Below are 22,536 nucleotides of genomic sequence, written 5' to 3' on the forward strand. Positions count from 1 at the left end.
CATTCATAGTCTGAAACCTGCCAAGAATGTCCGTCAACACGTCCATGTCAACAAACTCAACAAAGGCAACTACATCATACTGACCAGTAACAGCATGCGCCATCTTCACGTTCTCTACCTTAAGCGCAGCTTTGGCAATTTCCCAGGATTCACCGGCTTCGCAGTTAACTAAGACATACGCTTCCACGAATGTCACCTATTCTAAATTTGCGGAAGAGACATATAACACCTATTACGTTCTACTGCGCTGCTGGACTCCCGTGTGTGCTTTAGTCTTGCGGCTCTCAACTAACCCTCAAACGTGCAGGAGGCCACTTTTCACGTGATTGGCTAGAGAGTTAGAAAGTATACAGCAAACATGAATACTCCAGTCAGCACCAAGATTAGTCCTGCACGAACAAACCCTTTCGACTTCCAAGCGTCTTTTCTCATAGTCTCAGCGGGACCAACAGTGTCAGCACCATACACGGCCTCGGCAGTTGCAGACAAAATTGCCGCTTTCTTGCTCCAAAGATTTATCCCCCCTCTACCTAGCAAAAGCAGCGAACCAATCAGCAAAAATCCAACTCCTTCAATGAACAATGCGTCTGTTGGAGAAACTATCTCATTTGAAGACAGCAATAAAACGTTAACGAAATAAGCCATAACCACAATTAGCGAGGAGATGCCCGCAATCCCTGCAACGTTAAAGAGAATGTGTTTCTTTTTCATATTGATGAGGATTCCATTAGTATGATGTCTGTCCCGCTGTTGAGGCTACTCAGTTAATGGGATAATAGAGGGGTTGTTGGATGCCCTTTTGCAAGGGGTCTGCTCTCCTCAACAGTTTCGGGGTTTTCTAAATTTTAGGTGAGTTGACCTTCTAGTTAAGCTTTGGCAGAAACGAGTCTTAGAAAGGTGGTCTAGAAAAACTTAAAGATGTCGTATACATGATTTGAGCATGTTGCCGAGGTAGCTCAGCCTGGGAGAGCACCCGGCTGAAGACCGGGTTGTCGCCGGTTCAAACCCGGCCCTCGGCATCGTGCGCGGTTTTGCGAATTGATGCTTTTAGATATTTTAAAGTGAGTTTTCGAGGAGGGTTTTCAATTTTTCGACATCGTTCTTTTGGGCCTCAAATAAGTAACCGTAGGGACAGATCGGGTCGATCACTGCTTTTTTTAGGGTTTCATCGTATACTAGCGGGTATAGCTTGCATCCGTCAGGTCGATGGGGATATATTCGACAACCCTTTTCTTGGAGAAAAACGCACCTTCCACGGTTGTTCTTTAAACGCCATCCCCCGTCTGTTTTCACTGCGAAGTACTCGAGTTCATAATTGAGCTTTAGAATTCTCCTTAAATCAAGATTGGAAAGAGGCATTCTCGTTTCCAAGCAGCACTTTACACATTTACGTTTTACACAGGGGATACCGCTTGCCAACGAGTGTCTCACCTCTTCAAACCTCCTTTCATCACATTCCCCTCTCTACAGGCCGGTCCACTCTGCGCACGTGCGCCACGGGATTGATTGTGAAAGTCTTCTCACAACCTTTAACATTTTTCATTGTGCGCATAAAGCATTTTCTCTGTAAATTATGACTGCTAGTAATGTTGCCACTATGAAAACTGGTAGGGCAACTAATGATGGAAACTTGGAAATCCCGTTTGTGGAGGTCATGGGTGCTAAAGTTTAAATAATTGTTAACACGCAAACTTGCGTGCTGTGAGGTTGTTCTTTGACGAAGGATATTAAGGTTTTTCAACCTAGCAGATGGGGATGCCCAAAGAAGGTGGAGGGACTTCCAGTTTTCCTGCTCCCTAAGGAAGAAAAAGAGAGGTTGCGCTATCGGAAGAGCCACTTGTCGGGAAGGCTGAGAAAGACTGCTTAGCCACGCGCGTGAAGCTTTCAGCAAAAATAGTTTAAGTGTATTCGATAACTAGAGTATAAGATTGAAATTGTGAAGGCTGGTGAAAACTTTTCAGGTAGTCCAATTGTTCTCAACGAGTATGGAATACCTTAGGGTTACGAGAGTTGGAAGTTGGCTTGGGTGGATTTTTAGTTTCGGCCTCGGAAGCATCTTCCTAAGTTTGCCTCCTCTTGATCGTTTCGTTGTTGTCTTGTTTGCGTTCTCACTTGCCACAGCCAGTATTTTCATCTTGAACCAATACTTCGACCGAAAAGAAGATCAGGTGAACGAGTTCAAGTCTAGTTTGCCTGTGGCTTCTGGGAAGATAACGCCATGGACAGCACTAATCTTTTCCTTTCTTTTAGCAATCTCGTGTTTAGTCTCAGTAGTTTTTGTTGAGCCAAATCTTGTATGGCTGTTTCTCATCTATCTTGCATTCGGAATCGCGTATTCTGCTCCCCCTTTCAGACTGAAAACTGTGCCAGTTGTGGACTTCATTGTTTCAGGTATAGGTGCTGGCTTCATGCCATTCTTGATGGGGTTGGAGTTAACTGGCAAGCTAGGCTCCAATAGTTCACTAATTGTTTTAGGTGTCGTTCCGTTAATGCTAATTCACTGTGGTGGCCATATCATTCAAGCGGTTGGAGACTATGAGGTAGATCGCAAAATGGGGATTCACACTTTTGTTGTCAAGTATGGCAGGAAGAATGGTGCCATTGTCGCTGGATTCTTGTTTCTATCAGCATGTTTCTTGCCATTTGTCTATTCGGTTTTTGGCTTACTCGCTTACAAACATTTGTTCATGTTTTTCATACTCCTCCCCCCTTCCATACCGATCCTCAAGCGCTATGCTGCTTTGTTAAAGAAGCCATCAGTAGAAAACGTCATGAGTATGCAAAAAACTGCCACAAAGTATGGAATTATCGGGGCAACACTAATGTTGGGTTATATAATTCTAGTGGAAATAGCCATCTTTTGAAGGACTTGACAAAGCCGTCTATAGATAATTGAAGACTCGCGCTCTTTCTAGCAGCTCATTTCTCAGAATTGATTTTCACCATGAAAGCAGTTTTTTTGCCTTCGTGGCTCCTTTCACACATTAGCGCTGCATTTTTTCCGTCTTCACTTATCCACACACATTTTCCGAAGTGTCCCCTCTCTGGATGAAACTTCTCATCCGCTGGAATTTTTATCTTATCTCCAATTTTAATTTCCATGTCGGCACATCCTCCCTAAACATGGGATGATTGTGTTGAAAACACCAATCACATCTATTCGTGGCATGTACTTTTCTCCTTTTTAATAACCATTATAGCTATTAAACTTTGTTTGGAGACACACTAACGGCGAGAGCCTAATTCCAGTTTCTTGGTGATTGTGAAATGAGTAATATTTAAATATATCTGATAATAATATATTTTTGGGTAATATATATAATGTTGAGCGAAGACATCGCTTTAGACATGATAAGATCATCTATAGTTCTACTTCTCAGCGAGAAACCTCTTCATGGATATGGAATCATGAAAGAGGTTGAGGACCGAATAGGCAAGCCAGTCAACCCAAGTCTGCTCTATCCATTTCTGAAAAAGCTTGAAAAGAATGGTTTGGTGACGTCGACTAGAAAACCTGTGGGCCAGAAGCCGAAGAAAGTGTACGAGTTGACAGCTACAGGAAAGGTATTAGCTGCCCGTATCTACAAGCGGATAGCGTCAATGGTCTCTATGGCCATCGCGCCGAACCTAAGTATATGTTTTCACTGCGGCTGCAAAATTTACGAAGGGGGATACCGAGAGGTTACAGGTGACAAAGAAAGGATCTTTTGTTGCGTTCACTGTGCTCAAGCCTACAAAAACGAGTTACCTACAGCAACCTAATCAACTTGAAGATCAAGATGGAGAAGATTTGAATGACCAAACAAAAAGGTCGAATCAAAATCAGTGGAATGCACTGCGCTACTTGTGCGCAAACAATAGAGAAGGCGTTGTTGAAATCCGATGGAGTGGATAAAGCTTCAGTGAATTTTGCAACAGAGACTGCGTACATTGAATATGATGACAAGATGACAAATGAGAAGAAACTGGCAGAGGTCATCAAGGACTCAGGCTATAATGTGGCTGAGGGGACCCGGAGGATTACGATGAGGATCGGAGGAATGACATGTGCTTCTTGTGCCCAAACCATCGAAAAGGCTCTGAGTAAGAAGAAGGGTGTAAGAGAAGCAAGCGTTAATCTGGCTACCGAGAAGGCAACTGTCACCTACGGTCTAAGCGAAACAAGCTATGAAGAGATTAAGGATGCCGTAGAAGATGTTGGGTACCAAGTTCTAGGCAGAGAGAATCAACGTGTGAGGTTTGAGGAGGAAGAAGCTAGAGAACTCCAAGCATTCTCAACAGCAAGGAGAAGAGTCCTCATCTCATGGGCGCTTACGATACCTATCACGCTTTGGATGATTCCTGAAATGGTCTTTGGAGTCAGCTGGCCTAACTCAACGGTGTTTAACCTTGGTATGATCCTTATCGCAGCTCCAGTTCTCTTCTATCCAGGATGGACTACCTACAAATCAGCCGCAAAGGCCATAACGCATCGCGCCGCGAACATGGATGTACTTATCATGCTGGGAACACTAGCTTCCTTCCTAACAGGACCATTATCTTTCTTCATGCCTATGGCTAACTATGCGGGAGTAGGCGCCATGATCATGTCGTTTCACCTGATGGGAAGATACATTGAAGCAAAGGCCAAGGGAAAAGCGTCCCAAGCCATCAGAAGGCTCCTCGAACTTGAGGCAAAGACAGCGAGAATACTTCGAGAAGGAAAGGAAGTTGAGGTTTCCATTGACGAGGTTGAAGTAGGTAGCATCATGATTGTGCGACCAGGCGAAAAGATACCAACGGACGGCGTGGTCTTAGAAGGTGAGAGCGGCGTCGACGAGTCGATGGCTACTGGAGAGTCTATGCCTGTACAGAAAAGGCTAGGCGATGAGGTCATTGGCGCTACAATCAACCAGAGGGGACTCCTAAAAGTCAGAGCAACTAAGATTGGAAAAGACACCTTTCTCTCTCAGGTCATAAAGATGGTGGAAGAGGCTCAAAGTTCAAAAGTGCCAATCCAAGAATTCGCAGACCGTGTGACCAGCTATTTCGTCCCGACAGTCCTAGCCCTAGCCTCCATAACACTAGTCCTATGGATAGCCTTTCCAGGAGCTATAGGCAGTGTCGGTGATTGGGCAAGTCAGTTCCTTCCTTGGGTTGATCCGACATTGAGCGTATTTTCATTGGCAATATTTGCTACTGTGGCGACGCTGGTTATTGCGTGCCCCTGCGCTCTCGGGCTGGCAACGCCAACGGTTCTCATGGTTGGCAGTGGGATGGGTGCTGAGAATGGTGTCTTGATCAGGCGGGGAGAAGCAATCCAAACGTTGAAAGACGTCAAAGTGATGGTTTTCGACAAAACTGGCACAATAACTAAAGGACAACCTGAGGTGACGGATACAATTCCTGTGAAAGGATTTCACGAGAAGGAAGTCTTGAGGTTAGCTGCCAGTGTCGAGAAAGGATCTGAGCACCCCTTAGCCGAAGCCATTATTAGAAAAGCCGAGGATGAAGGACTTGAATTAGTGAAGCTGGAAAAGTTCGAGGCAATTGTTGGGAGAGGAATCAAGGGGGAGCTCAAAGGGCAGAGCACTGTACTAGTCGGCAACAGGAAGCTTATGGATGAGGAGGGAATTGACTACAGCAGCTTGGAACCGGAACTCAAGAGGTTGGAGGATGAAGCGAAGACTGCAGTACTTGTCGCCAAAGACAAGAAGTGTGTCGGAGTCGTGGCGGAAGCTGACACCCTCAAGGAGGACTCTGTGGGAGCTATTGCTGAACTAGAAAGTTTGGGTCTTCAGACAACGATGCTTACAGGAGACAACAGACGAACTGGAGACGCCATCGCAAGGAAGGTCGGCATATCTAAGGTCTTAGCTGAGGTGCTACCAGATAAGAAGGTGGCTGAGATTCAGAGACTTCAGAAAGAAGTTGGACTCGTCGCTATGGTTGGCGACGGGATAAACGATGCGCCAGCCCTCACCCAAGCTGACGTCGGCATCGCAATAGGCACTGGAACGGACATAGCTATCGAAGCAGGAGACATTGTACTCGTGAGAGGCAACTTGTCAGATGTGGTTAAAGCTGTAAAACTGTCTCGAGCGACTTTTCGAAAGATAAAGCAGAACTTATTCTGGGCATTCTTCTACAACGTTGTCATGATCCCATTTGCGATGTTAGGCCTTGCACACCCCGTAATAGCTGAGATCGCCATGGCAACTAGTTCAGTAACCGTGGTTACTAACGCAAACCTTCTAAGAAGAGCTAACATCCAACCAGATTATCTGGAAAGGAGGTGAAACGATGGCAAATGATCTTGTTTGTGGGATGGATGTAGACGAGAAGACCGCAAAGTACAAGGCGACACATAAGGGAAAGACGTACTACTGTGCACCAGGATGCCTGAAAGCCTTCGAAGCGAACCCGCAAAAGTACACTGAATAGTGTCAAAAGCAAGAAGGATCAATTGCGACATACACTACATAATAAATATCTATAGGTGATTTGAAATGGTACGTGAAATACGTAAAAATGGCGAGAAATTTTACGTGTGCGAGATATGCAAGCTCTTGTATAAGAAAAGATTATGGGCTGAAAAATGCCAAGATTACTGCGCAAAACATAACGCTTGTTCTCTAGAGATTACGAGTCACGCATTAAAGTAGCGGAAAGGTGAATTTGGAATTGTCCTTCTATTATCACCATCTCAACGAGAGATGACCTAAAGGATTCTGCAGAGGCTGGATTCGGCCCGACATACTGAAAATCTGATTATGCACAAACATCATGACCCGAGTGAAATGGGATTAGAAAAACTGATTTAAGAAAAATGGGAGAACAATATTGTTGATTGGCCAATTTTTACTGGCTTTCAGGGAAGCCTTGGAAGCGGCACCAATGATAGCTATAATTTTGGCATATTTTGTGCATTCACAATATCAACAACAATCTACTTGTTAGGTTATAAAGCATCGGAAGAAGCCAGAAAACCGAGTGGGAGCCGCATAAAAAATGGGGATTTGCGGAGTGATATCACCACTGGTCGCTGGTTCAAACCCGGCCCTCGGCACTTCACCCTCTTTCATAAAAAAAGCTAAACCAAGAAACTTTGAGCTTGCCTGTAGATTTTGAGTCTCCAGATAATCCAAAATGCTGTTTGGGCCTTGTTCGGTGATTCTTGAAAGATTTAATCTATGGGTTCTCGCCCTTTTGACAACGTTTTTTGGAAGGCAAAGATTTACTGGTATTCCTAACAAGCTCAATAGCTTCGCTTTTTAAAATATAGGAGTCGACTTCCCCTTTAAGCTGAATGTCCCATCTTTATCTATATTTCATAATCCTTACTTCAATGAGTCACCATATCAGTTTTGAAAGATATTTCCTGAGGGAAAAAAGCTTGATGGATAGTACAAAAAGAAAGCTTTTGTATTTACATATTATTCCTCTTTGTTGTTGGGCGTTCGATTTAATTACGACTCTATATGTTATAGATTATCTAGGCGTGGCGGGAGAAATGAACCCTCTAGGCTGGCCTTTAGGAGCTTGGGGAGCTTTGATATTCTATATCCCTACTCTTTTGTTCACCTACTTACTTTTGTTCAGAATTCAAAACAGATATTCTGGTAGGGTTGCAGCTTTAATAACAATAATGGCTTTGGGATTTGGAGTTATGAATTTGTTAGGGGGGTTGCATAACATTGGTGTTGCAAGTCTATATACTTGAGGAAGGTAAGGAGGGCTAGCCTCCAAATACTCTCAAATTTGCCTTATCGTAGACAACCTTTAACATCTTAATTCCATGGGGAGTATAGTGTTTAACAAAAACATTTTTTTGGAGTGCGCGTGCATTCTCATGTATTATGGTATCAAATCCAAGGTCTTGCTTGAAACCGATAGTTTAATATTGAGATACCGCATTAAATACTGTTATGCAAAAGCTTGAGAAATACAGAAAACTGCTAGAAGAGTACAAGAGAAACCCCAAGTCTTCCAAGACGAGAACACACGAAGTTTTCATTCATGACTTCCGCGAAGTTGAAGAGTGGTTAAGTAGCCGTCCAGAAGAAACTAGGAGAGGTTTCGCGAGTCGGCTTTTAAGATTCTGCATGACTATGAACGTTGAACCTGAAGAGTGGCGTAGCCTAGACAAGTTTAAGGCTAGAGATTTAGCGTGGAAGTATGTCCAAGCAAACGTGAGAGATCACCCATCCGTAGCGCGAAGCGACTTAACCGCGTTGAAAAGCTTCTACAGAAACAAAGATGGTGAAAGGCTTCCTTTCGACAGTGGCAGAGGCGGCAAACATTATTTCCACATGACCCTGAAGAAAGCTGCAATCGAGCACATACCTAACAAGAAGGAAATGTTCCAGATTATTGATATGGCTGGCAACCTTCGAGATAAAGCTCTCTTACTATTTCTCTTTCAAAGCGGCGTAAGAGTGAATGTTGTAGAGCACATAACTTATGGCGACGTGAAAGACCAGCTAGAGCAAAACACAATAACCTTGAAGATTACGCCACAACTAGACTACAAGCTAAGAGGACGCGACATAAATTTCTATTACACCTTCATTAACGGCGAAGGCGCAACCGCTTTAAAGCGGTTCTGCGAGGTCAAACATAAAGAGAGCAGCCCCAACAGACCATTATTCGCCACGTACGGAAATAAGGCGATAAGCCAAAGCTACGTGTGGGAAATAGTGAAGAAATGCGTGAAAAGAACAGGGTTTGACCCGAAAACAATCACTACACACACCATAAGGAAAGCCTTCCGCAAGATTGTACGGCAAACAAACATTGACGACGATGATAAGGAACAACTGATGGGGCACGTGATTTCTGGAAGCCGCGCCGCGTACTACGACAGAAAAGACATGGATCTAATAAAGAAAGCATATCAACACTGCAACTTCACGCGGGAAACGCCACATTCAGAAACGTTGAAGCTTAGAGATCAGCTAGAAACCGAGAGAGTTGAACGTGCAAGCCTTGAGAAGCGTATAGACGCGCTTGAAAGCTTGCTTCGCCAGTACATAAACGGGGAAGGCTGAAAAAACTCTAACGTTAGAAAAAAGAAGGGGTTTTAGGGGCGAAAAGCCTCTAACTTTCTTTGCCATCTTCTGGATTGTCAGGTGTTGAAGTGATTGCTATGTGCATCCACTTGTTGTTCCAACAATCTTTCTCAGCGTGCCTGTAGGCGTTTGGGTCGCTTATGAAACTTTGAAGTTCTTGATGTAGCAGCTGCACTTCTCGATAAACTGTCTCTCTACAGAAGTCTTCAACAGGGTATTTGCTGCCGAAAAATGTCAAATACTCTTTTATGAAGTCGTAGAAGGGCTTGTAGAGAGTTAGCTTCACCGTAACCATGTTTTTGTCTAAAGTCTTCTCCACTATTGCTTTTTCACTCATGTTTTCTTTCACCTTCTCCTATTGTTTATTTCTAACGTAAGATACTCTAAAAGTAATCCTACAATCTTCTATAGATATGCTTATATTTAAAACCATCTCCTATATTCAGTGAAAGGTTTTGAGTATGCCTGTTAAGTTTGAGTTAAGCGTCATGCAAGTAGGAAACAGCTTGAGAATCACGATTCCTAAAGAAGTGTGTAAGCACCTAGAGATAAAGAAGGGCGATGTGGTTAGGCTTTGGGTTGATAACGGCCACTTCATAGCAGAAAAGAAGGAATAACCATGCCTTTCGTGAACGCAAACGACCTTTGCTCTTCCTGTGAATGTAATATTCAGCAACCCAAAAACCGAGAAATAATTAGCAGTCTTTCAGACCTATCCACACTTCCAAGAGTTTGTATTTTCGGAGAGGAAAGGCAGAAAGGCAAAGTTGTTGAGTGTGACAAGTTTAGAGAAGTAGCAGGTGCTTTCAAAATGACATGCCCTCTTTGCAACGCTGAATTTTATGTCTACTTTGACTTTGATGATGATACTAATAGAATAGATGTTGCTGAAGATAAGTGTCCAACATGTTACGCTAACCTTAGGGTTCAAGCAAGACAAGAAATCTTAACACCAACTCTTAAGGAATGGAAAGAAACTGGGGAAATGACGAAGAAACTGGGGGCGGGATGGCGTGTCTATCCTAGTTGCAACAAAGCGCAAAGTGTAGCTGTTATGGCTAGAGATCAATTTAGGGAGTTTCCAGAGTTTTTAGAGCAAGAAAAGAAGGAATAGGCTTCTCCGCCGAGGCGGAGAGACTTTCAGTTCAAATGAACTAGAAGTTAATCGCTAAGCGATAGAGAATGTCTATACTTTTGCTGTCTTCTATGAACAAGTTTAACTTTTGGGGCAGTTAGGGTATGGGTAAACCACTCAAAAACAGAAAGTTGCTACGGTGTGGCGAGTTGTCACTTTCTTGTCTAAAGATTACTACACATGGCCAATAACGCAAATTTTACCAAATTTTGTAAAACTTGCTGCACGCCACCGTTGAATTTTAGAATTGCATTTCACGCCAACAAGACACATGATAATACTTACGCCCATTCTTTGATTTTTTACAAACCACGGTTTCGCCAGCCTTTAGAGGCTTCATGCAACGCCTACAGAACCCCTTCCTTCCTACGCGGCTGAGGATTTGAGAGGTTAAAACCACATGTTTGTCAGTTTGAATTTGCAATCTTACCTTTTCCTCGCTCGTCTTCGCTTAGTCTTCTTCACCTTTTTAGTCTTGCGCTTCTTCTTTTTGCGTGGCTTAGGAACAGAGAACCCAAACACCTTAGCGATCTGGCCTGCCGTCGCCATTTTGTGAGTGCGTTTGAACCATTCACCAAACAGGTCGTCTCGCCGTTTCCGTTTTGGTTTGAGCAACTCTTGCCGAAATGAAAATCCCCATAACTGTGGTTGAAGTTGTGACTGTTTCATAAGTTGTTTTTGAAGCTGCACTTGAATTTGTGGCTGTATCTGCTCTTGTTTTAATAGTTGTGTTTCAAGTTGTTTCAGTAAGGAAGATTGCTTTAGGAATTGTTTTTGCGCTTGTTTCCCTAGTGAGCCAAGCCCAAGCACCTCTGACGTTGTCAGCAGCGACTTAGGAACTTGCCCTACGGTGATAGCTTGTATGTCTGTTGGGTATGGCTTCAGCTTCAACGCGGCTAATTCTTTGCCGTAGATTCTAGGGAACTCTTTAGGGTAAAGTATCGGGTACTGCTTGGGAATCGTCATAATCACGGTTTTCGCTTTGCGTTTAGGCTTCTGTCTCGGCGGGATTGTTTTCACGCCTAAAACGGATGCGGCACCAATTAAGCTTAAGCGCTTGCCTGTCTGCTTCGTAACTTGCATGGTTGTTTGCTTTACAATTAAAGCCATGCCTTTCCCTGAAGGCGTGACAACTCCTAGAGAACTCATTAAATCTACTGTGGCTTTTGAAGGTGTAAAAAGCCCTTTTTTCGGCACGACTCCTATTAAGCCTCTGGAAGGTGCAGAGGGAACGTAGTGGATCCGCCAAGCCTGAATCTGTATCCCATACTTGTATTCTTTAAAGAAGTCTGCTGCTACTCCGTGCCACTCATACATGGGAGAAGTCTTAACGGCTTTAGGTAGAAACTCCTTAACAGTTGCTCCCATCTCATACATAGGACTTGTTTTAACGAGTTGCTTCAAGCCAACGCCATACTGTTGAAGCTGTGGAACGCCAACTACTTTGAAGGCTAGTTTAGCTTCCTTTCCTATGCTGTAAACTGCCTCTCCCGTTTCCCACATTGGAGAAGCTTTGAAAAGCTGAGTTACTTTGCCTCCGAACTGTTTAATCTGTGGCACCGTTGCAGCCTTGAAATAAAGGTAGCGTTCTTTGCCTACACCGTAAACTGCTTTTCCCATTTCGTAGAAAGGAAAGGTCTTGAAGGTTTTAGGAGCGTAATAGGCTGCTGCTTCGCCCATTTCATAAAAAGGAGACGTTTTTAATAGTGAAACTGCACCTTTCTTTGCAGAGGGCAAATACACGTTTGACATGAGCATTTTCGCTTCTTTCGCTATGCTATAACCACGTTTGCCAGCTTCATAAAAAGGATAGAACGGGGATGTCTCCCAAAGTTCTGGTGCAACTCTTGAAGCTGTGGCTTTAAACCCTGCCATTTTCGCTTGAGTGACCCATTTAACTTGTTTGCCAAGTAGGTACGATTCTTTTCCTGCTATGTAGAAAGGTGAGGTTCTAACAACGGTTGAAACGTAAGGCCTTACCGCTTTGCCCATCTCGTAAAACGGGAAGGTCTTAGCAGCAGAGGGAATGTATGGCTTTACGGATACTCCCCACTCGTACATGGGGGAAGTTTTGGCGATTTTAAAAGCGGGTTCTGCAACGTACTTGTAGGCTTTTGCCCCCACCGTTTTCGTGGCGACTACTGTTTTTTTGCCTGCCCATTTAGCACCACTCCAAGCTGTACCTACCACTTTTGAGATTCCTTTTCCAACTAAAATGTCCCCGTAGAGGCTGCCTGCAATTTCAAGCGGGTGCCACTCTTTAACTTCCTCTAAGCCACTTGGATCACCTAGCAACGCAGAAATTGCAGCTCCCGACGCAACTACAGGAGGCTTCCCCAACCCTTTCACGCCCGCGATTGTCGCAACTGTGTAAACAAAACTTTCTCCAGATCCAAAGGCTCTAGCAGCAAATTTTCCAGAAGCCGCACCCGTTTTCACCCGCTCCCATTCGAGAGGACTAAAGCCTTCACCACGCATCATTTTCTCAAACTGTTCTTCTTGCTCCTTATGCTGCCATCCAGTGAAAAAGTCTAAGACTTGTTCCGTGATTGACTTGGGTAGTGCTGGTTCTTTTACTGTTGGTGGTTGGAATGTTATGTCGTAAAAAGTTGTTCTCTCAGGCTTCGCAGCTACAGCCACCACGTCGAAGATTGTTGCTTCTTTTTTCTGAGCTTTAGCAACAACCTCTTCAAGCTCGTCACGCTTCGTAACCGATAGAATCATACTACCCGTTGGAATATCAGTGGATACGCCATAACGAGCTTCTAATTCTTCCTTTGTAGTTGGTGGCTTACCTGCTGCCACCACCATATCGTACATGTCAATTTTGCCACTCTTATCAATGTCCAAGTATTCTTTGTATCGTGGATCGCCTCGGCGTGCGCCGTAAGCAGCTTTAATTTCACTTGTAGTTGGTACTTGAGACAAGGACTAACCCTTCTTCTCTTCTTTTGCACAGAAAAAAGCAGTGCCAGCACCAAGAATCAAAAAGTAAGAATCGGTTTCCCAAATCGGCGTTCCAAACTTATCTGAGAGTTCAATAATCGTTTTGAAATTCACGTAAATTTGGGTCTGGCCTGGCTCAAGAACCAAGGTTTTAACCTGATAGATGACTGGCTTGAAATTTTCTTTCTTAACGCGGTGAACCCCATCATAATTCGTGGCATAGAAAGCGTGTGGGCTTTCATAGATTTTGTTGGAAATCTTTTTGAGTTGATCAAGGCTTTTTAAGTCGAACAAAACCTCGCCGTCGAGGTGGAGTGTCTCGATTTGAATGGCTTTGGGTTTTCTCAGTCTCACTTTTTACCTCTCCTCTTCTTCCTCTTTTTCTTTCGTTCGCAGTTCTGTCGTCTCCAGTACTTCCTCAAGATTTTCTGAGCTTTGCTTCCCGACTTGAGTCTAGGCCTTCCACGTTTCTTCTTCGCCACATTTCACTACTCCCAGTGGTGAAACAGTGTTTACCACTATTAGTGGTGAAAAGGTTGCTTATAGATTTTACCAAGTAAAATAGATTTTTTCAAGAACAACATTTGCACAAGTGTGCAAATGGTCTAATCTGGGTACATGTACCTCTATGTTGAATGTGTCTATTCATCTGGAAAGGCAAACTTGTAGAGATCCTTAGCTGCCTTCTGAATACCCCGTTTTACAGATTCAACTTCATGAGCTGCTCTCTTAATCTCTCGGCGTTCACTACTTGTAAACCGCGCCCAATGACTCCCTATCAATGTTAGCCAATCTTCTGCTTTTGCAACTCTTCCATAGCCTAAGGTTGCTTTTCCAGCTAACCGCAAAAGCTTTGCCATTGTTTTCTGTGAGAGCAAATTGGTGAGTTGCAAGTATTCTTTGTAGTTGGGTAAATGTTTTTCATAGTTTATTAGCGCTTGATGGAGTATTTTTTCGTCGCCGTAAGCCATGGCGTAAGCCATGCCTTTCTCTGTGAGCCTATACTCCTTGATTAATCCGCGTCTAGTTTTCTTTATTACTATACCTGTTATATAGTTCCTTTCTTCTAGGGAATGCACCGCTTCATTAATTGATTTGTAATCTTTGGCTAGTCTTTTAGACATTGGCTTTATCAACAAGTCGGGGGATCCAGCAAGAAGTTCTAAAATGCTATGTTGGTTTATTGCTTTTTTCTTAAGCATATGGTGTTCCTCTTTTTCATCGCCATATGGCGTTTATGGTGTGGTAATACCCACCATATTATAATATACTAACGAGGTGTATAACACTTGTGGTTATAAAAATGCACAAGGAAACTAGAAAAATCATCCGTGTCGGCAACAGCCTAGCCGTTACAATGCCGCCATCATGGCTGCGATACTTCAATTTGACGGATAAAGATCGCGTTACGGTACTATCAGATGGTAATGTCGTCATTCAACCCATAAAAAGGGAGGTGGAACCCAACGAAAATAAGTGACTTAGACGAGTTTTTACACGCTGATTCTGTTGAAGACGGAAGCACGATCGAAATTACAGGGAAAGCTCGATACATCAGTAGTGAGGAGTCAACTTTCGGGCGTGCCTACTTGGAAATGCCAGTAAAGTTACCCGATGGTAAGGCTAAAATATGGACACCTAATAAAACAACGCTTAAAAAATTGGCTACGGTCTTTGGTGACGATACTGATGGGTGGCTAGGTAAAAGGGTTAAGCTGTCTATTTTGAAGCAAAACGTTCGAGGGGAAATGCGCAACGTTGTCTATGGCGAGGCTGCCGTTCAACCCTTAACAGATCAACTGCAACCAAATTTAAGGTGATGCAGTGCGAACAATGTGGAAAAACAATCAATATCCGCTTTTTTGTTCCTATAAGAAACCCCTTGAGAAGAATTTTGAATAGTTTGTCTCAAAACTTGAAGGAAGGCGCTTGGGTTTGCAAGAAATGTCTGAAAGAAAAAAGGTGAGTTGCGACTTTGGACAAAGACTTACAGAGCTATATTGATTTCTACCTTAAGCTTAGCTTCGCAATCGTCCCAGCAATATATGGCAAAAAAAGACCTAGTGTTGAATGGAAAAAATACCAAGAAAAAACGCCTTCAGAAAAACAAATTAGAGAATGGTTTAGCGGCAACAAGCCTCAAAACATTGCCGTTGTCTGTGGTGTACCTAGTGCTAATCTTGTGGTGTTGGACTTTGACGACCCAACAGTTTACCCGCGATTCTTTGACACATCACAAATAGAGAAAGAAACGTTAGTGGTGAAAACTGGGTCTGGAAAGACTCATGTTTATCTACGTTCCAAGAATCCTATTGCAAGCTTTACGATTCCACAGTTAAAGCTCGAAATACGTTCCGACAAAAACTTGGTGATAGCACCACCAAGTAAACACCCGGGTGGGGAACTCTACACCTTCGTAAACCAAGCTGATACGCTCATTCTAGTAGATGATTTGGAAGAAACTGTGTGGCGAAAGGCCGAGCAGCTAGGAGTTAAAAGACCTAGAGATTTCATCTTAGAAGATTCGAGTTACAGAGGTAAACAAGTTTACGAAGGCGGAGATCCGCCTTGCATTGAAGTTATGCTTAGAGGCGTGAAAGAGGGAACACGCAATCATGTTGCAGTACGCCTTTGCGCTTATTGGTTATGGTTTAGGCGAGAACAGAAAGACAAGGTTAAAAGCCTTCTTAATGGTTGGAACGCGCGAAACGAGCCTCCACTTCCAAAAAGCGAATTAAAGGACATTTTCAAAGCAGCCTTAGGACTCCAGCGGAGTTATGGCTGCCCTAAAAACCAAGCTTGGTGCAACATCGAAAAATGCGCTTTGAAGAGAAGCCAACTCCTAAGGAGAAGGGCAGAAGAAGAAGCAGAGCAGATTCTAAATAACCCATCGATGTTGGATGCCCTAACTCCACACTTGGACAACATTGTAGCTGGTGAAGACGCAAACAAGAAACTGACGTTCATACTCTGCTTAAGTGGAAAATGTAAAGACCCGAAAATGAAGCAGATCGTACTCTTTAAAGCTGAAGCAGGCGCAGGCAAAACCCGATTAATGCGCATAGCTAACGCCTTTAAAACCAAGTCTGTAGGGAGATTCACAAGTCACGCTTTAGATTATTCCGATTTGCAAGACTTCGAGATTTTGAAGCTGAAAGAACTGGGTGCTATGGATCAAGAATTTCAGGGCGTTTCAACACTCAAATTTGTTAGTAGTGATGATGAAGGCTATACCGTTGAATGCACAGAGCGTGACGAACGCGGAAGATTTACAACAGGACAACATAAAGTTCCGCCTATTACTCTACTCAGCAGCACTACGCGCATAAGCTTGGATCCACAGTTTGAACGTCGCGCTTGGATAGTAAACCCTGATGAGTCAGAGGAACAAACAGAACGCATTCGCAAGTGGAAGGCCAAACATGAAAGAGAAAAATCGTTAGTTGCTTTGGCTTTGATAAAGGAGACAAGCGCCGATCATAGTATGCGCATTCTGAAAGCTGTCGCTGAAAAGCTTGAGCCTTTAGACGTGGTTTTGCCTTTTCCAGATACGGTTACGAAGATTCTGAAAAGCAAACGACTTAGGATTAGAGGCGACTTCGATAAGGTGCTCTCACTTGTTAAGCTTCACGCTTTATTATATCAACGCCACTTACCCAAAGCTAAAGCCAACGGCAAAAAAGTTGTTTTTGTAACACCAAAATCTGCTATTGAAGCCCTAGAGCTTGCGGAGAAACCATTCGTAACTATGACTACGGAGTTAGGGGGACGTAGCCGAAAAATCATTAAAACCCTTAAGAAAGAAGGCTTGGACAAAAAAAACTTAACAATAAACCATGAGACCCGAGAGAAAATTGCTGTCCAACTGAACAGAAGCGACGCGACTGTCTACAAGTTTTTCAAAGAATGGTGCAGCGCTGGATACATGAGCATGACAAAAGACACAACTAAGAAAGGCAGCCCCGTGACTTTCAAGCTTCTCCACGATATAAGCTTCGTTGAAGGAAAGAACGCCGTTACATTCGACGATTTAAACGCAAAGACTAAGATAGGCTTGGACATGCAAAAGGAAGCAGAAATGTGGCTAGATGGCATTATCGGCGAAATCACCCTCACGGATGGGTATTCCGAAAAGACGTTGAAGCAAGCAATGGTTTTCGACACTTCTCAAATTAGCCCATCCGTAGAGCAAGTTTTGACGAGAATGCCAACTGGGCAAGAACCAAGCGTATCTAGCGAAACTGGGCAAGCGTTAGTCTTTGCGTCGAAAACGCAGACAGTAAATAACCCCATTCAAAAAAATGATATACTAGACGGAGAAAAACTGCTTTCAATTATCGAGTTAGATGAGCCTCATAAAGGGAAATGTGTAAAGTGTGGTTTGCAAGCAACTCTCTATTATCAAATCATGAATTTCAAAGGTCAATGGGGTCATGTCTGCAATGACTGCGCAGCTAATCTTCAGAAGGGAATGAAAGCGCGGCGCGAGGTGATTTCATGAGCGAAGACACACAATATGTGCGCATTCCTAAGAAAGTAATTGAGCACATTTTATCGGAGCTTAAGAAGATCCGTGAGTCTCTGAAGCGGGCTTGATTTTTCAGAGCTTACGAAAATAAACGACAATGTTAAAAGTTAAACAAGTATAGAGAAAGTGAAGGAAGTATAAACATGAGCTTGAAAGATCAACCTAAACTTGTTCAAGACATAATTTTTGCCATTGATAATGACCGTTATATGTGGATGCCTATTTGGGGTGAAGCAAGAACGGGGAAGACTACGCTTGCTTTGCTGTTGATGTTTAAGGTCTATCAAGACTGGGATAAGGTTTTGGGCGCTGTCATTTTCGATTTGAACGGTTTGCTTTACAAGATGCAGAAAGGTGAACCCGCGCTTTTCCCAACTGTAGTGAAGCCCGTTCACATGAGGGTTCCGATTCTTCTTTGGGACGACTTTGCAGCTAAGTCGGGAAAGGCTCAGACTCAGCACGAAAGAGCCTGGGATGTGTTCAAGGGTGCGTTTGACACGTTAGGCACTAGAATCTCTGTTCTTCTTGCAACTATGGTTAATCCGCGAAGCCCAACAGAACAACTACTACAGAAGTACACGCATGAAATCTTAATCCACATCCGCGAAGATGGGAAAAGAGTTTACAAATACGATAAATGTCGGATGCAGCAGGACTTCGTTGGATGGAGAAGCCGACAGCGTAAAAGGTGGTTAGAGTCACAAGTGTTTGGCAAGGTTCCGTTAGATGTGTTCAAACAGTATGACGAGATGAGGACAAGCCTAGTTGACGAAGTGTTCGTGAGCATGCAGGACGCTATGGCAGAGGACACAATAGATCGTCTAATGAAGAGAGTGCAACCCATAGACTATGAACTACTGTTCTTAATTGAGCAGTCGGGCATGGTTAATTACAGGGGAATAATGAAGTCTTTAGGCAATTCTGGAAAACAAAGTCTAACAAGGTGCAAAGCTAGAGGACTAGTAACACCAGTGCGACGTTCCCAATCCTACTACGTTTACGATATCACAGACCTGGGGCTTGACTTGTTAAAATCAAAGCAAGTACAAGACGGAAAACAAGCACAAGCATCACAAAAATCAAAATATAACATTGATTAATTACTCTATAAATAGAGAAAGAAGAAGGCTGTCACAGTCAACAAAATGGTTGTGCATGTTTTTAATGGTTTAACCATAGCGTCACCTTAAGCTTTCAACTGTTGTATTGCTTGATACCTTCATATTCAAGATTTCTTAAAAATATCAAGCCAGAGATGCATTAATGCGAGAGCATGTTTGAATTTCAAGAGGTTCGTAATGTTGCATCATTAGGTATGATATCAGTCCCACATCTGGGACAGAACTTGGAATATGTTGGAAGCTTTTTCTTACATTGCGGACATGTCATCAGCAATGCAACATCAGCTTTCTGAAGCATCACCCACTTCTCACTGCTGGAGTGATGGATCGTAGGAGAATGCTTGCAAAGAATGTGAAAGCCTGTACCATATCCACCAATAGCTAAAGCTGCGCCCCCGAAAAGAAGGGATAAAGTTACTAGCCCATATTTTCCTCCTATTCTGAAATCGTATTCTCGTACGATGGGATTCCCTGGAAAACTGTAATCTACATATTCATTAGTTACAATATTTCCCAAACCAGCAACAAGGCCTAGAAACACCGAGCCGAAGATGCCAAACGTGATTAGAACATAAGGCATCGCAAGTGTCCTCAAAAGGTTCCCCAGCTGCTATATGCAAGGCTATAAGAAAAAAGCGTTATGAATCCCAAATCTTGTCTATGGGCGCAGTTATAGAGTAAACAAAAATGAGGAATTGCGGGTGATATTTCCATTTGACTTGGGTTTGAACCCGGCTCTATTTACAACTATGTGCGTGCCTTTGTACTGATGGTTTGTTAGTAGAAGGAGGGTTGGCGTTCGTACACTTGCTTGGGCGGTTCCATCTTACCGGTCTCTTTAGGCGACAACACTTCAATTAATTCGTACTTTCTAGTGCCTAACCCATATTGCTCCGCGAATTTGGCGACGAGGTAGGGATTCTTCATTGCCCCCCAGAGACGTTCAAAGGGATGGAGGTCGATGTTGGGGTTGAGGTTGACATGTTTGAAGTAGGGCGGGATGGTCTGTTCGATCAGCCCAGCCTTTGCGATAAGATCCAATGTGGCTATTTCAACCGCCACGATGTCGCGGCTGCCCAGAACCCCAATGTCTGCTACGACGCTGGGTTGAATCATTCCCATGCAGTCGCAGTGAGGCGTTACTTGAAGGATGAAGTTGAGGAAGAACCGCTTGTTCTCGTCAAAGGTGTCAAGAACCTTTTTGGCGGTAATTGCCATCAACTCTTGAAAAGCTGCGAAGAACTCAGGCTTGATTTGTAGACACCCGATCTCTTTGTCTGCTTCTATGCATTCTAGGCAGAGCTGGTTTCTGCATGCATAAAGAAGTAGCGACAGTTTGTGTTTTTTGGTATCATACTTGAGGGCGCCGTAGGGGCAGACTTTAACAAGCGCTTGGGCATGCTCTGGTGTGCACTTCTTTGCATCCCAGTATGGAATGGAATGCTCAACACCATGGATCTTATTCCACCTTGATGGAGCCGAATAGCCGCCCAGAGCGAGGTTCTTGATTGCACCGCCGTACCCACTGCAAGCGTGTCCCTTTGCGTGGGTTAAATCTATGAGCGCGTCGGCGTCGTGAATTACGCCGCTCATCTCTAGCGTGTCCACATTCTTGTAGCCCACGTTAACTGAGTGGGTATACCCATCCTTGACGCCAGCAGCTGGAATGATTGGGCAGCCGCACGTTTCTTGCGTGTAGCCGCGATCAACCGCATTGTAAACCGCTGTGGGATTGTCGGTGATGAAGGGCCACCCGCCAACCCGTTTAACGGCTTTGGCAATCCTCCGGACGAAGAATACTGGCACCGTTTGGTATCCGTCTTGGAAGCCTAGGTGCATCTTGATGGCGACCTTGTCACGCTTCTTGATTGTTGAGAAGTCTAGCAACTCGATTATCTTGTCAACTTTTGCCGCTAAGGCTGCGAAAATTGCATCTTGACCCTGCTGTATGGAGCCAAAATAGACCTTTGCTTTTTCACTCATGTTGATCCCCTTTCAATCTGGTGAAGACTCTGGTCTAATAAAACCTTGTCGGTTTACCCTCATTTTATGTGCATAGCAACACAAACATAGAAAAATAAGGCATGTCCATTTAGGTTGGGTCTAAATTTGGCTCTCGCACCATAGATAGATGGCGCTTGTGTACTCTCTTATTTACGCGGCGAGTATGTTTGGAAAACCATAAAAATTCGTCGCCTTTATCACTATATTCTTGGTGTTGTTTATGTCTGTTGCGAAGGACACTGCTGCTGACTGGATTGATGAGAACAAGACCCGCTTGATTCAAATAAGTGATACAGTGTGGGAGTTTGCTGAGTTAGGTTTAATTGAGTTCAAGTCTTCTGCGCTCCTTACCGATGAGTTGGAGAAGTACGGGTTTAGGATTGAACGTGGAGTTGCATGTATGCCAACAGCTTTCGTAGCTACTTTTGGCGAAGGAAAACCCGTTATAGGAATAATGGGTGAATATGATGCACTGCCAGGAATATCACAAAAAAAGGCTCCGTGGAAAGAACCGTTGGAACCTGGGAAACCTGGACATGGGTGTGGACATAATATTCATGGGACAAGCGGGATGGCAGCAGCGATATCCATAAAGAATGCAATGAAGAAGCACCAAATAATGGGTACGATTAAATTCTTTGGATGTCCCGCTGAGGAGAACTTCTCAGGTAAAGTATACATGATTAGAGAGGGATGCTTCCGGGACGTCGACGCTGCAATTAGCCATCATCCAAGCACTATGAATGAAGCTTCGATGTTAAGCAGCTTAGCTGTCAACTCGGTCAAGTTTCATTTTTATGGTAAAGCTTCTCATGCTGGTGGGTCCCCGGAGCAAGGTAGAAGCGCGTTGGACGCAGTTGAACTGATGAATACTGGCGTGAACTATCTGAGGGAACATGTAATCCAAGACGCGAGAATTCATTACATAATTGAAAAAGGAGGGGACCAGCCGAATATTGTGCCTCCATACTCTAGAAGCTGGTATTATGTGAGAGCTCCAAAGAGAGATCAAATGATGTTCATATATGATTGGGTACTTGACATAGCGCGGGGAGCAGCGCTTATGACCAGAACTGAGCTGAAGGTAGAGTTCATCGAAGGCTGTCATAACTACATTCCTAATAAAACCATCTCAGAATTAATTGTTAAGAACATGCGTGAAATCGGACTGCCAAAATACGCCGATGATGATTTGAAGTTTGCAAATCAAATTGCCGAGACGATTACTCCAGAAATGAAGAATGCTCAACTACGAAAATCCAAACGACCTGGATGGGAACAGCTTGTTGACGAATTGATAGACCCTGAACTTCCTGATCCTTGGGGCGAAGGAGAAACTAGCCACGGCAGCACCGACGTGGCTGACGTGAGTTGGCACACACCCACTGTAGAATTTTGCACTGCCACTTGGATTTTAGGTACCCCTGCTCATTCATGGCAAGCGGTTGCGCAAAGCGGAGTTGGCCTTGGACACAAGTCGCTGATATTCGCAGCGAAGGTGATGGCTACTACAGCTATAGATCTCTTGACTAACGAGGACGAATTGAACAAGGCAAAGAAGGAGCATAACCGAAAAATAAATAATGCAAAATATGTGTCTCCGATCCCTACTGATAAAAAGCCTCCTCTCGATGTTTGGGAGAAAAAACCTCGTACAAGTCCATAGGCAACCCTAGCTCAGCTGTCATAAGTCGTTTTTCAAGCGTTTGTGTATGCTGCCTAAAACAGGTACATTCACTTATGGGATGCTCT

Annotated in this window: 23 protein-coding genes and 1 tRNA gene; 14 read left to right on the forward strand and 10 right to left on the reverse strand. The window is 43.8% G+C overall.

What is annotated here, in order from left to right; genetic code table 11:
• Together KAU88_07830 and KAU88_07835 are read right to left on the reverse strand one after the other, a co-directional pair.
• Positions 1-187: Lrp/AsnC family transcriptional regulator (locus KAU88_07830; GenBank protein MCK4478417.1), on the reverse strand; the 187-nt coding region annotated here is incomplete at its 3' end.
• Between the two features lie 143 nt (positions 188-330).
• Positions 331-711 (reverse strand): hypothetical protein, encoded by a 381-nt coding sequence (locus KAU88_07835; GenBank protein MCK4478418.1) that lies wholly within the window; start codon positions 709-711, stop codon positions 331-333.
• Positions 712-945: 234 nt separating this feature from the next.
• Here KAU88_07835 and KAU88_07840 point away from each other — a divergent pair.
• Positions 946-1,019 (forward strand) — tRNA-Phe (locus tag KAU88_07840).
• A gap of 37 nt (positions 1,020-1,056) precedes the next feature.
• Here KAU88_07840 and KAU88_07845 read toward each other — a convergent pair.
• Positions 1,057-1,419 (reverse strand): YkgJ family cysteine cluster protein, encoded by a 363-nt coding sequence (locus KAU88_07845; protein MCK4478419.1) that lies wholly within the window; start codon positions 1,417-1,419, stop codon positions 1,057-1,059.
• Positions 1,420-1,946: 527 nt separating this feature from the next.
• Between KAU88_07845 and KAU88_07850 the strand changes: the two genes are divergently transcribed.
• Positions 1,947-2,864, forward strand: a complete 918-nt coding sequence (locus KAU88_07850) for a UbiA prenyltransferase family protein (GenBank protein ID MCK4478420.1) — start codon at positions 1,947-1,949, stop codon at positions 2,862-2,864.
• Positions 2,865-2,919: 55 nt separating this feature from the next.
• Here KAU88_07850 and KAU88_07855 read toward each other — a convergent pair whose 3' ends face one another.
• Positions 2,920-3,102, reverse strand: a complete 183-nt coding sequence (locus KAU88_07855; GenBank protein ID MCK4478421.1) for a hypothetical protein — start codon at positions 3,100-3,102, stop codon at positions 2,920-2,922.
• Between the two features lie 219 nt (positions 3,103-3,321).
• Between KAU88_07855 and KAU88_07860 the strand changes: the two genes are divergently transcribed.
• The 5 genes from KAU88_07860 (at position 3,322) to KAU88_07880 (ending at position 9,029) form a co-directional block, all read left to right on the forward strand.
• The gene (locus KAU88_07860; protein ID MCK4478422.1) at positions 3,322-3,762 is read left to right on the forward strand and encodes a helix-turn-helix transcriptional regulator; all 441 of its coding nucleotides are present in this window, start codon (positions 3,322-3,324) and stop codon (positions 3,760-3,762) included.
• Positions 3,763-3,794: 32 nt separating this feature from the next.
• Positions 3,795-6,278, forward strand: coding sequence for a copper-translocating P-type ATPase (locus tag KAU88_07865; protein ID MCK4478423.1), 2,484 nt, complete (start codon positions 3,795-3,797; stop codon positions 6,276-6,278).
• A gap of 4 nt (positions 6,279-6,282) precedes the next feature.
• Positions 6,283-6,423, forward strand: coding sequence for a YHS domain-containing protein (locus KAU88_07870; protein MCK4478424.1), 141 nt, complete (start codon positions 6,283-6,285; stop codon positions 6,421-6,423).
• Between the two features lie 955 nt (positions 6,424-7,378).
• Positions 7,379-7,702, forward strand: a complete 324-nt coding sequence (locus tag KAU88_07875; protein ID MCK4478425.1) for a hypothetical protein — start codon at positions 7,379-7,381, stop codon at positions 7,700-7,702.
• Positions 7,703-7,907: 205 nt separating this feature from the next.
• The gene (locus KAU88_07880; protein MCK4478426.1) at positions 7,908-9,029 is read left to right on the forward strand and encodes a tyrosine-type recombinase/integrase; all 1,122 of its coding nucleotides are present in this window, start codon (positions 7,908-7,910) and stop codon (positions 9,027-9,029) included.
• Between the two features lie 49 nt (positions 9,030-9,078).
• On the opposite strand, the gene KAU88_07885 is transcribed toward KAU88_07880, so the two are convergent.
• Entirely contained in the window at positions 9,079-9,387 is a 309-nt protein-coding gene (locus tag KAU88_07885; GenBank protein MCK4478427.1) for a hypothetical protein, read from the reverse strand.
• Between the two features lie 124 nt (positions 9,388-9,511).
• Between KAU88_07885 and KAU88_07890 the strand changes: the two genes are divergently transcribed.
• Positions 9,512-9,667: an AbrB/MazE/SpoVT family DNA-binding domain-containing protein gene (locus tag KAU88_07890; GenBank protein MCK4478428.1), complete on the forward strand. Its 156-nt coding sequence runs from the start codon at positions 9,512-9,514 to the stop codon at positions 9,665-9,667.
• 2 nt (positions 9,668-9,669) lie between these two features.
• Positions 9,670-10,164: a hypothetical protein gene (locus KAU88_07895; protein MCK4478429.1), complete on the forward strand. Its 495-nt coding sequence runs from the start codon at positions 9,670-9,672 to the stop codon at positions 10,162-10,164.
• Between the two features lie 447 nt (positions 10,165-10,611).
• On the opposite strand, the gene KAU88_07900 is transcribed toward KAU88_07895, so the two are convergent.
• The 3 genes from KAU88_07900 to KAU88_07910 form a co-directional block, all read right to left on the reverse strand.
• Positions 10,612-13,113: a hypothetical protein gene (locus tag KAU88_07900; protein MCK4478430.1), complete on the reverse strand. Its 2,502-nt coding sequence runs from the start codon at positions 13,111-13,113 to the stop codon at positions 10,612-10,614.
• A gap of 3 nt (positions 13,114-13,116) precedes the next feature.
• Positions 13,117-13,485 carry a hypothetical protein gene (locus KAU88_07905; GenBank protein ID MCK4478431.1) on the reverse strand — a complete coding sequence of 123 codons (369 nt, stop codon included), beginning with the start codon at positions 13,483-13,485 and terminating at the stop codon, positions 13,117-13,119.
• A gap of 287 nt (positions 13,486-13,772) precedes the next feature.
• Positions 13,773-14,333 (reverse strand): hypothetical protein, encoded by a 561-nt coding sequence (locus KAU88_07910; protein MCK4478432.1) that lies wholly within the window; start codon positions 14,331-14,333, stop codon positions 13,773-13,775.
• A 101-nt stretch (positions 14,334-14,434) separates the two neighbouring features.
• Between KAU88_07910 and KAU88_07915 the strand changes: the two genes are divergently transcribed.
• The 4 genes from KAU88_07915 (at position 14,435) to KAU88_07930 (ending at position 18,759) form a co-directional block, all read left to right on the forward strand.
• On the forward strand, positions 14,435-14,611 hold the full coding sequence (locus KAU88_07915) for an AbrB/MazE/SpoVT family DNA-binding domain-containing protein (GenBank protein MCK4478433.1): 177 nt from the start codon (positions 14,435-14,437) through the stop codon (positions 14,609-14,611).
• Positions 14,612-14,726: 115 nt separating this feature from the next.
• Positions 14,727-14,951, forward strand: coding sequence for a hypothetical protein (locus tag KAU88_07920; protein MCK4478434.1), 225 nt, complete (start codon positions 14,727-14,729; stop codon positions 14,949-14,951).
• Between the two features lie 155 nt (positions 14,952-15,106).
• Positions 15,107-17,632, forward strand: coding sequence for a bifunctional DNA primase/polymerase (locus KAU88_07925; GenBank protein MCK4478435.1), 2,526 nt, complete (start codon positions 15,107-15,109; stop codon positions 17,630-17,632).
• 170 nt (positions 17,633-17,802) lie between these two features.
• Positions 17,803-18,759, forward strand: a complete 957-nt coding sequence (locus KAU88_07930; GenBank protein ID MCK4478436.1) for a hypothetical protein — start codon at positions 17,803-17,805, stop codon at positions 18,757-18,759.
• Between the two features lie 184 nt (positions 18,760-18,943).
• Here KAU88_07930 and KAU88_07935 read toward each other — a convergent pair whose 3' ends face one another.
• A complete protein-coding gene (locus KAU88_07935) occupies positions 18,944-19,375 on the reverse strand; it encodes a zinc ribbon domain-containing protein (GenBank protein ID MCK4478437.1) in 432 nt (143 codons plus the stop codon).
• Positions 19,376-19,557: 182 nt separating this feature from the next.
• Positions 19,558-20,763: a DUF362 domain-containing protein gene (locus KAU88_07940; protein MCK4478438.1), complete on the reverse strand. Its 1,206-nt coding sequence runs from the start codon at positions 20,761-20,763 to the stop codon at positions 19,558-19,560.
• Between the two features lie 241 nt (positions 20,764-21,004).
• On the opposite strand from KAU88_07940, the gene KAU88_07945 reads away from it, so the two are divergent.
• Positions 21,005-22,450 (forward strand): amidohydrolase, encoded by a 1,446-nt coding sequence (locus tag KAU88_07945; GenBank protein ID MCK4478439.1) that lies wholly within the window; start codon positions 21,005-21,007, stop codon positions 22,448-22,450.
• The last annotated feature ends 86 nt before the right edge of the window (positions 22,451-22,536 follow it).

It is taken from the genome of Candidatus Bathyarchaeota archaeon, from assembly GCA_023131225.1.
Lineage (GTDB): Archaea > Thermoproteota > Bathyarchaeia > Bathyarchaeales > SOJC01 > JAGLZW01.

Excerpts from the sequence above, each read along its gene's own strand:
- KAU88_07870 (MCK4478424.1), top strand. The coding sequence starts at position 6,283 with ATGGCAAATGATCTTGTTTGTGGGATGGATGTAGACGAGAAGACCGCA.
- KAU88_07875 (MCK4478425.1), top strand. The coding sequence starts at position 7,379 with ATGGATAGTACAAAAAGAAAGCTTTTGTATTTACATATTATTCCTCTT.
- KAU88_07860 (MCK4478422.1), top strand. The coding sequence starts at position 3,322 with ATGTTGAGCGAAGACATCGCTTTAGACATGATAAGATCATCTATAGTT.
- KAU88_07945 (MCK4478439.1), top strand. The coding sequence starts at position 21,005 with ATGTCTGTTGCGAAGGACACTGCTGCTGACTGGATTGATGAGAACAAG.
- KAU88_07915 (MCK4478433.1), top strand. The coding sequence starts at position 14,435 with ATGCACAAGGAAACTAGAAAAATCATCCGTGTCGGCAACAGCCTAGCC.
- KAU88_07865 (MCK4478423.1), top strand. The coding sequence starts at position 3,795 with ATGACCAAACAAAAAGGTCGAATCAAAATCAGTGGAATGCACTGCGCT.
- KAU88_07940 (MCK4478438.1), bottom strand. The coding sequence starts at position 20,763 with ATGAGTGAAAAAGCAAAGGTCTATTTTGGCTCCATACAGCAGGGTCAA.
- KAU88_07890 (MCK4478428.1), top strand. The coding sequence starts at position 9,512 with ATGCCTGTTAAGTTTGAGTTAAGCGTCATGCAAGTAGGAAACAGCTTG.
- KAU88_07855 (MCK4478421.1), bottom strand. The coding sequence starts at position 3,102 with ATGGAAATTAAAATTGGAGATAAGATAAAAATTCCAGCGGATGAGAAG.
- KAU88_07920 (MCK4478434.1), top strand. The coding sequence starts at position 14,727 with ATGCCAGTAAAGTTACCCGATGGTAAGGCTAAAATATGGACACCTAAT.
- KAU88_07885 (MCK4478427.1), bottom strand. The coding sequence starts at position 9,387 with ATGAGTGAAAAAGCAATAGTGGAGAAGACTTTAGACAAAAACATGGTT.
- KAU88_07835 (MCK4478418.1), bottom strand. The coding sequence starts at position 711 with ATGAAAAAGAAACACATTCTCTTTAACGTTGCAGGGATTGCGGGCATC.
- KAU88_07880 (MCK4478426.1), top strand. The coding sequence starts at position 7,908 with ATGCAAAAGCTTGAGAAATACAGAAAACTGCTAGAAGAGTACAAGAGA.
- KAU88_07895 (MCK4478429.1), top strand. The coding sequence starts at position 9,670 with ATGCCTTTCGTGAACGCAAACGACCTTTGCTCTTCCTGTGAATGTAAT.
- KAU88_07910 (MCK4478432.1), bottom strand. The coding sequence starts at position 14,333 with ATGCTTAAGAAAAAAGCAATAAACCAACATAGCATTTTAGAACTTCTT.
- KAU88_07930 (MCK4478436.1), top strand. The coding sequence starts at position 17,803 with ATGAGCTTGAAAGATCAACCTAAACTTGTTCAAGACATAATTTTTGCC.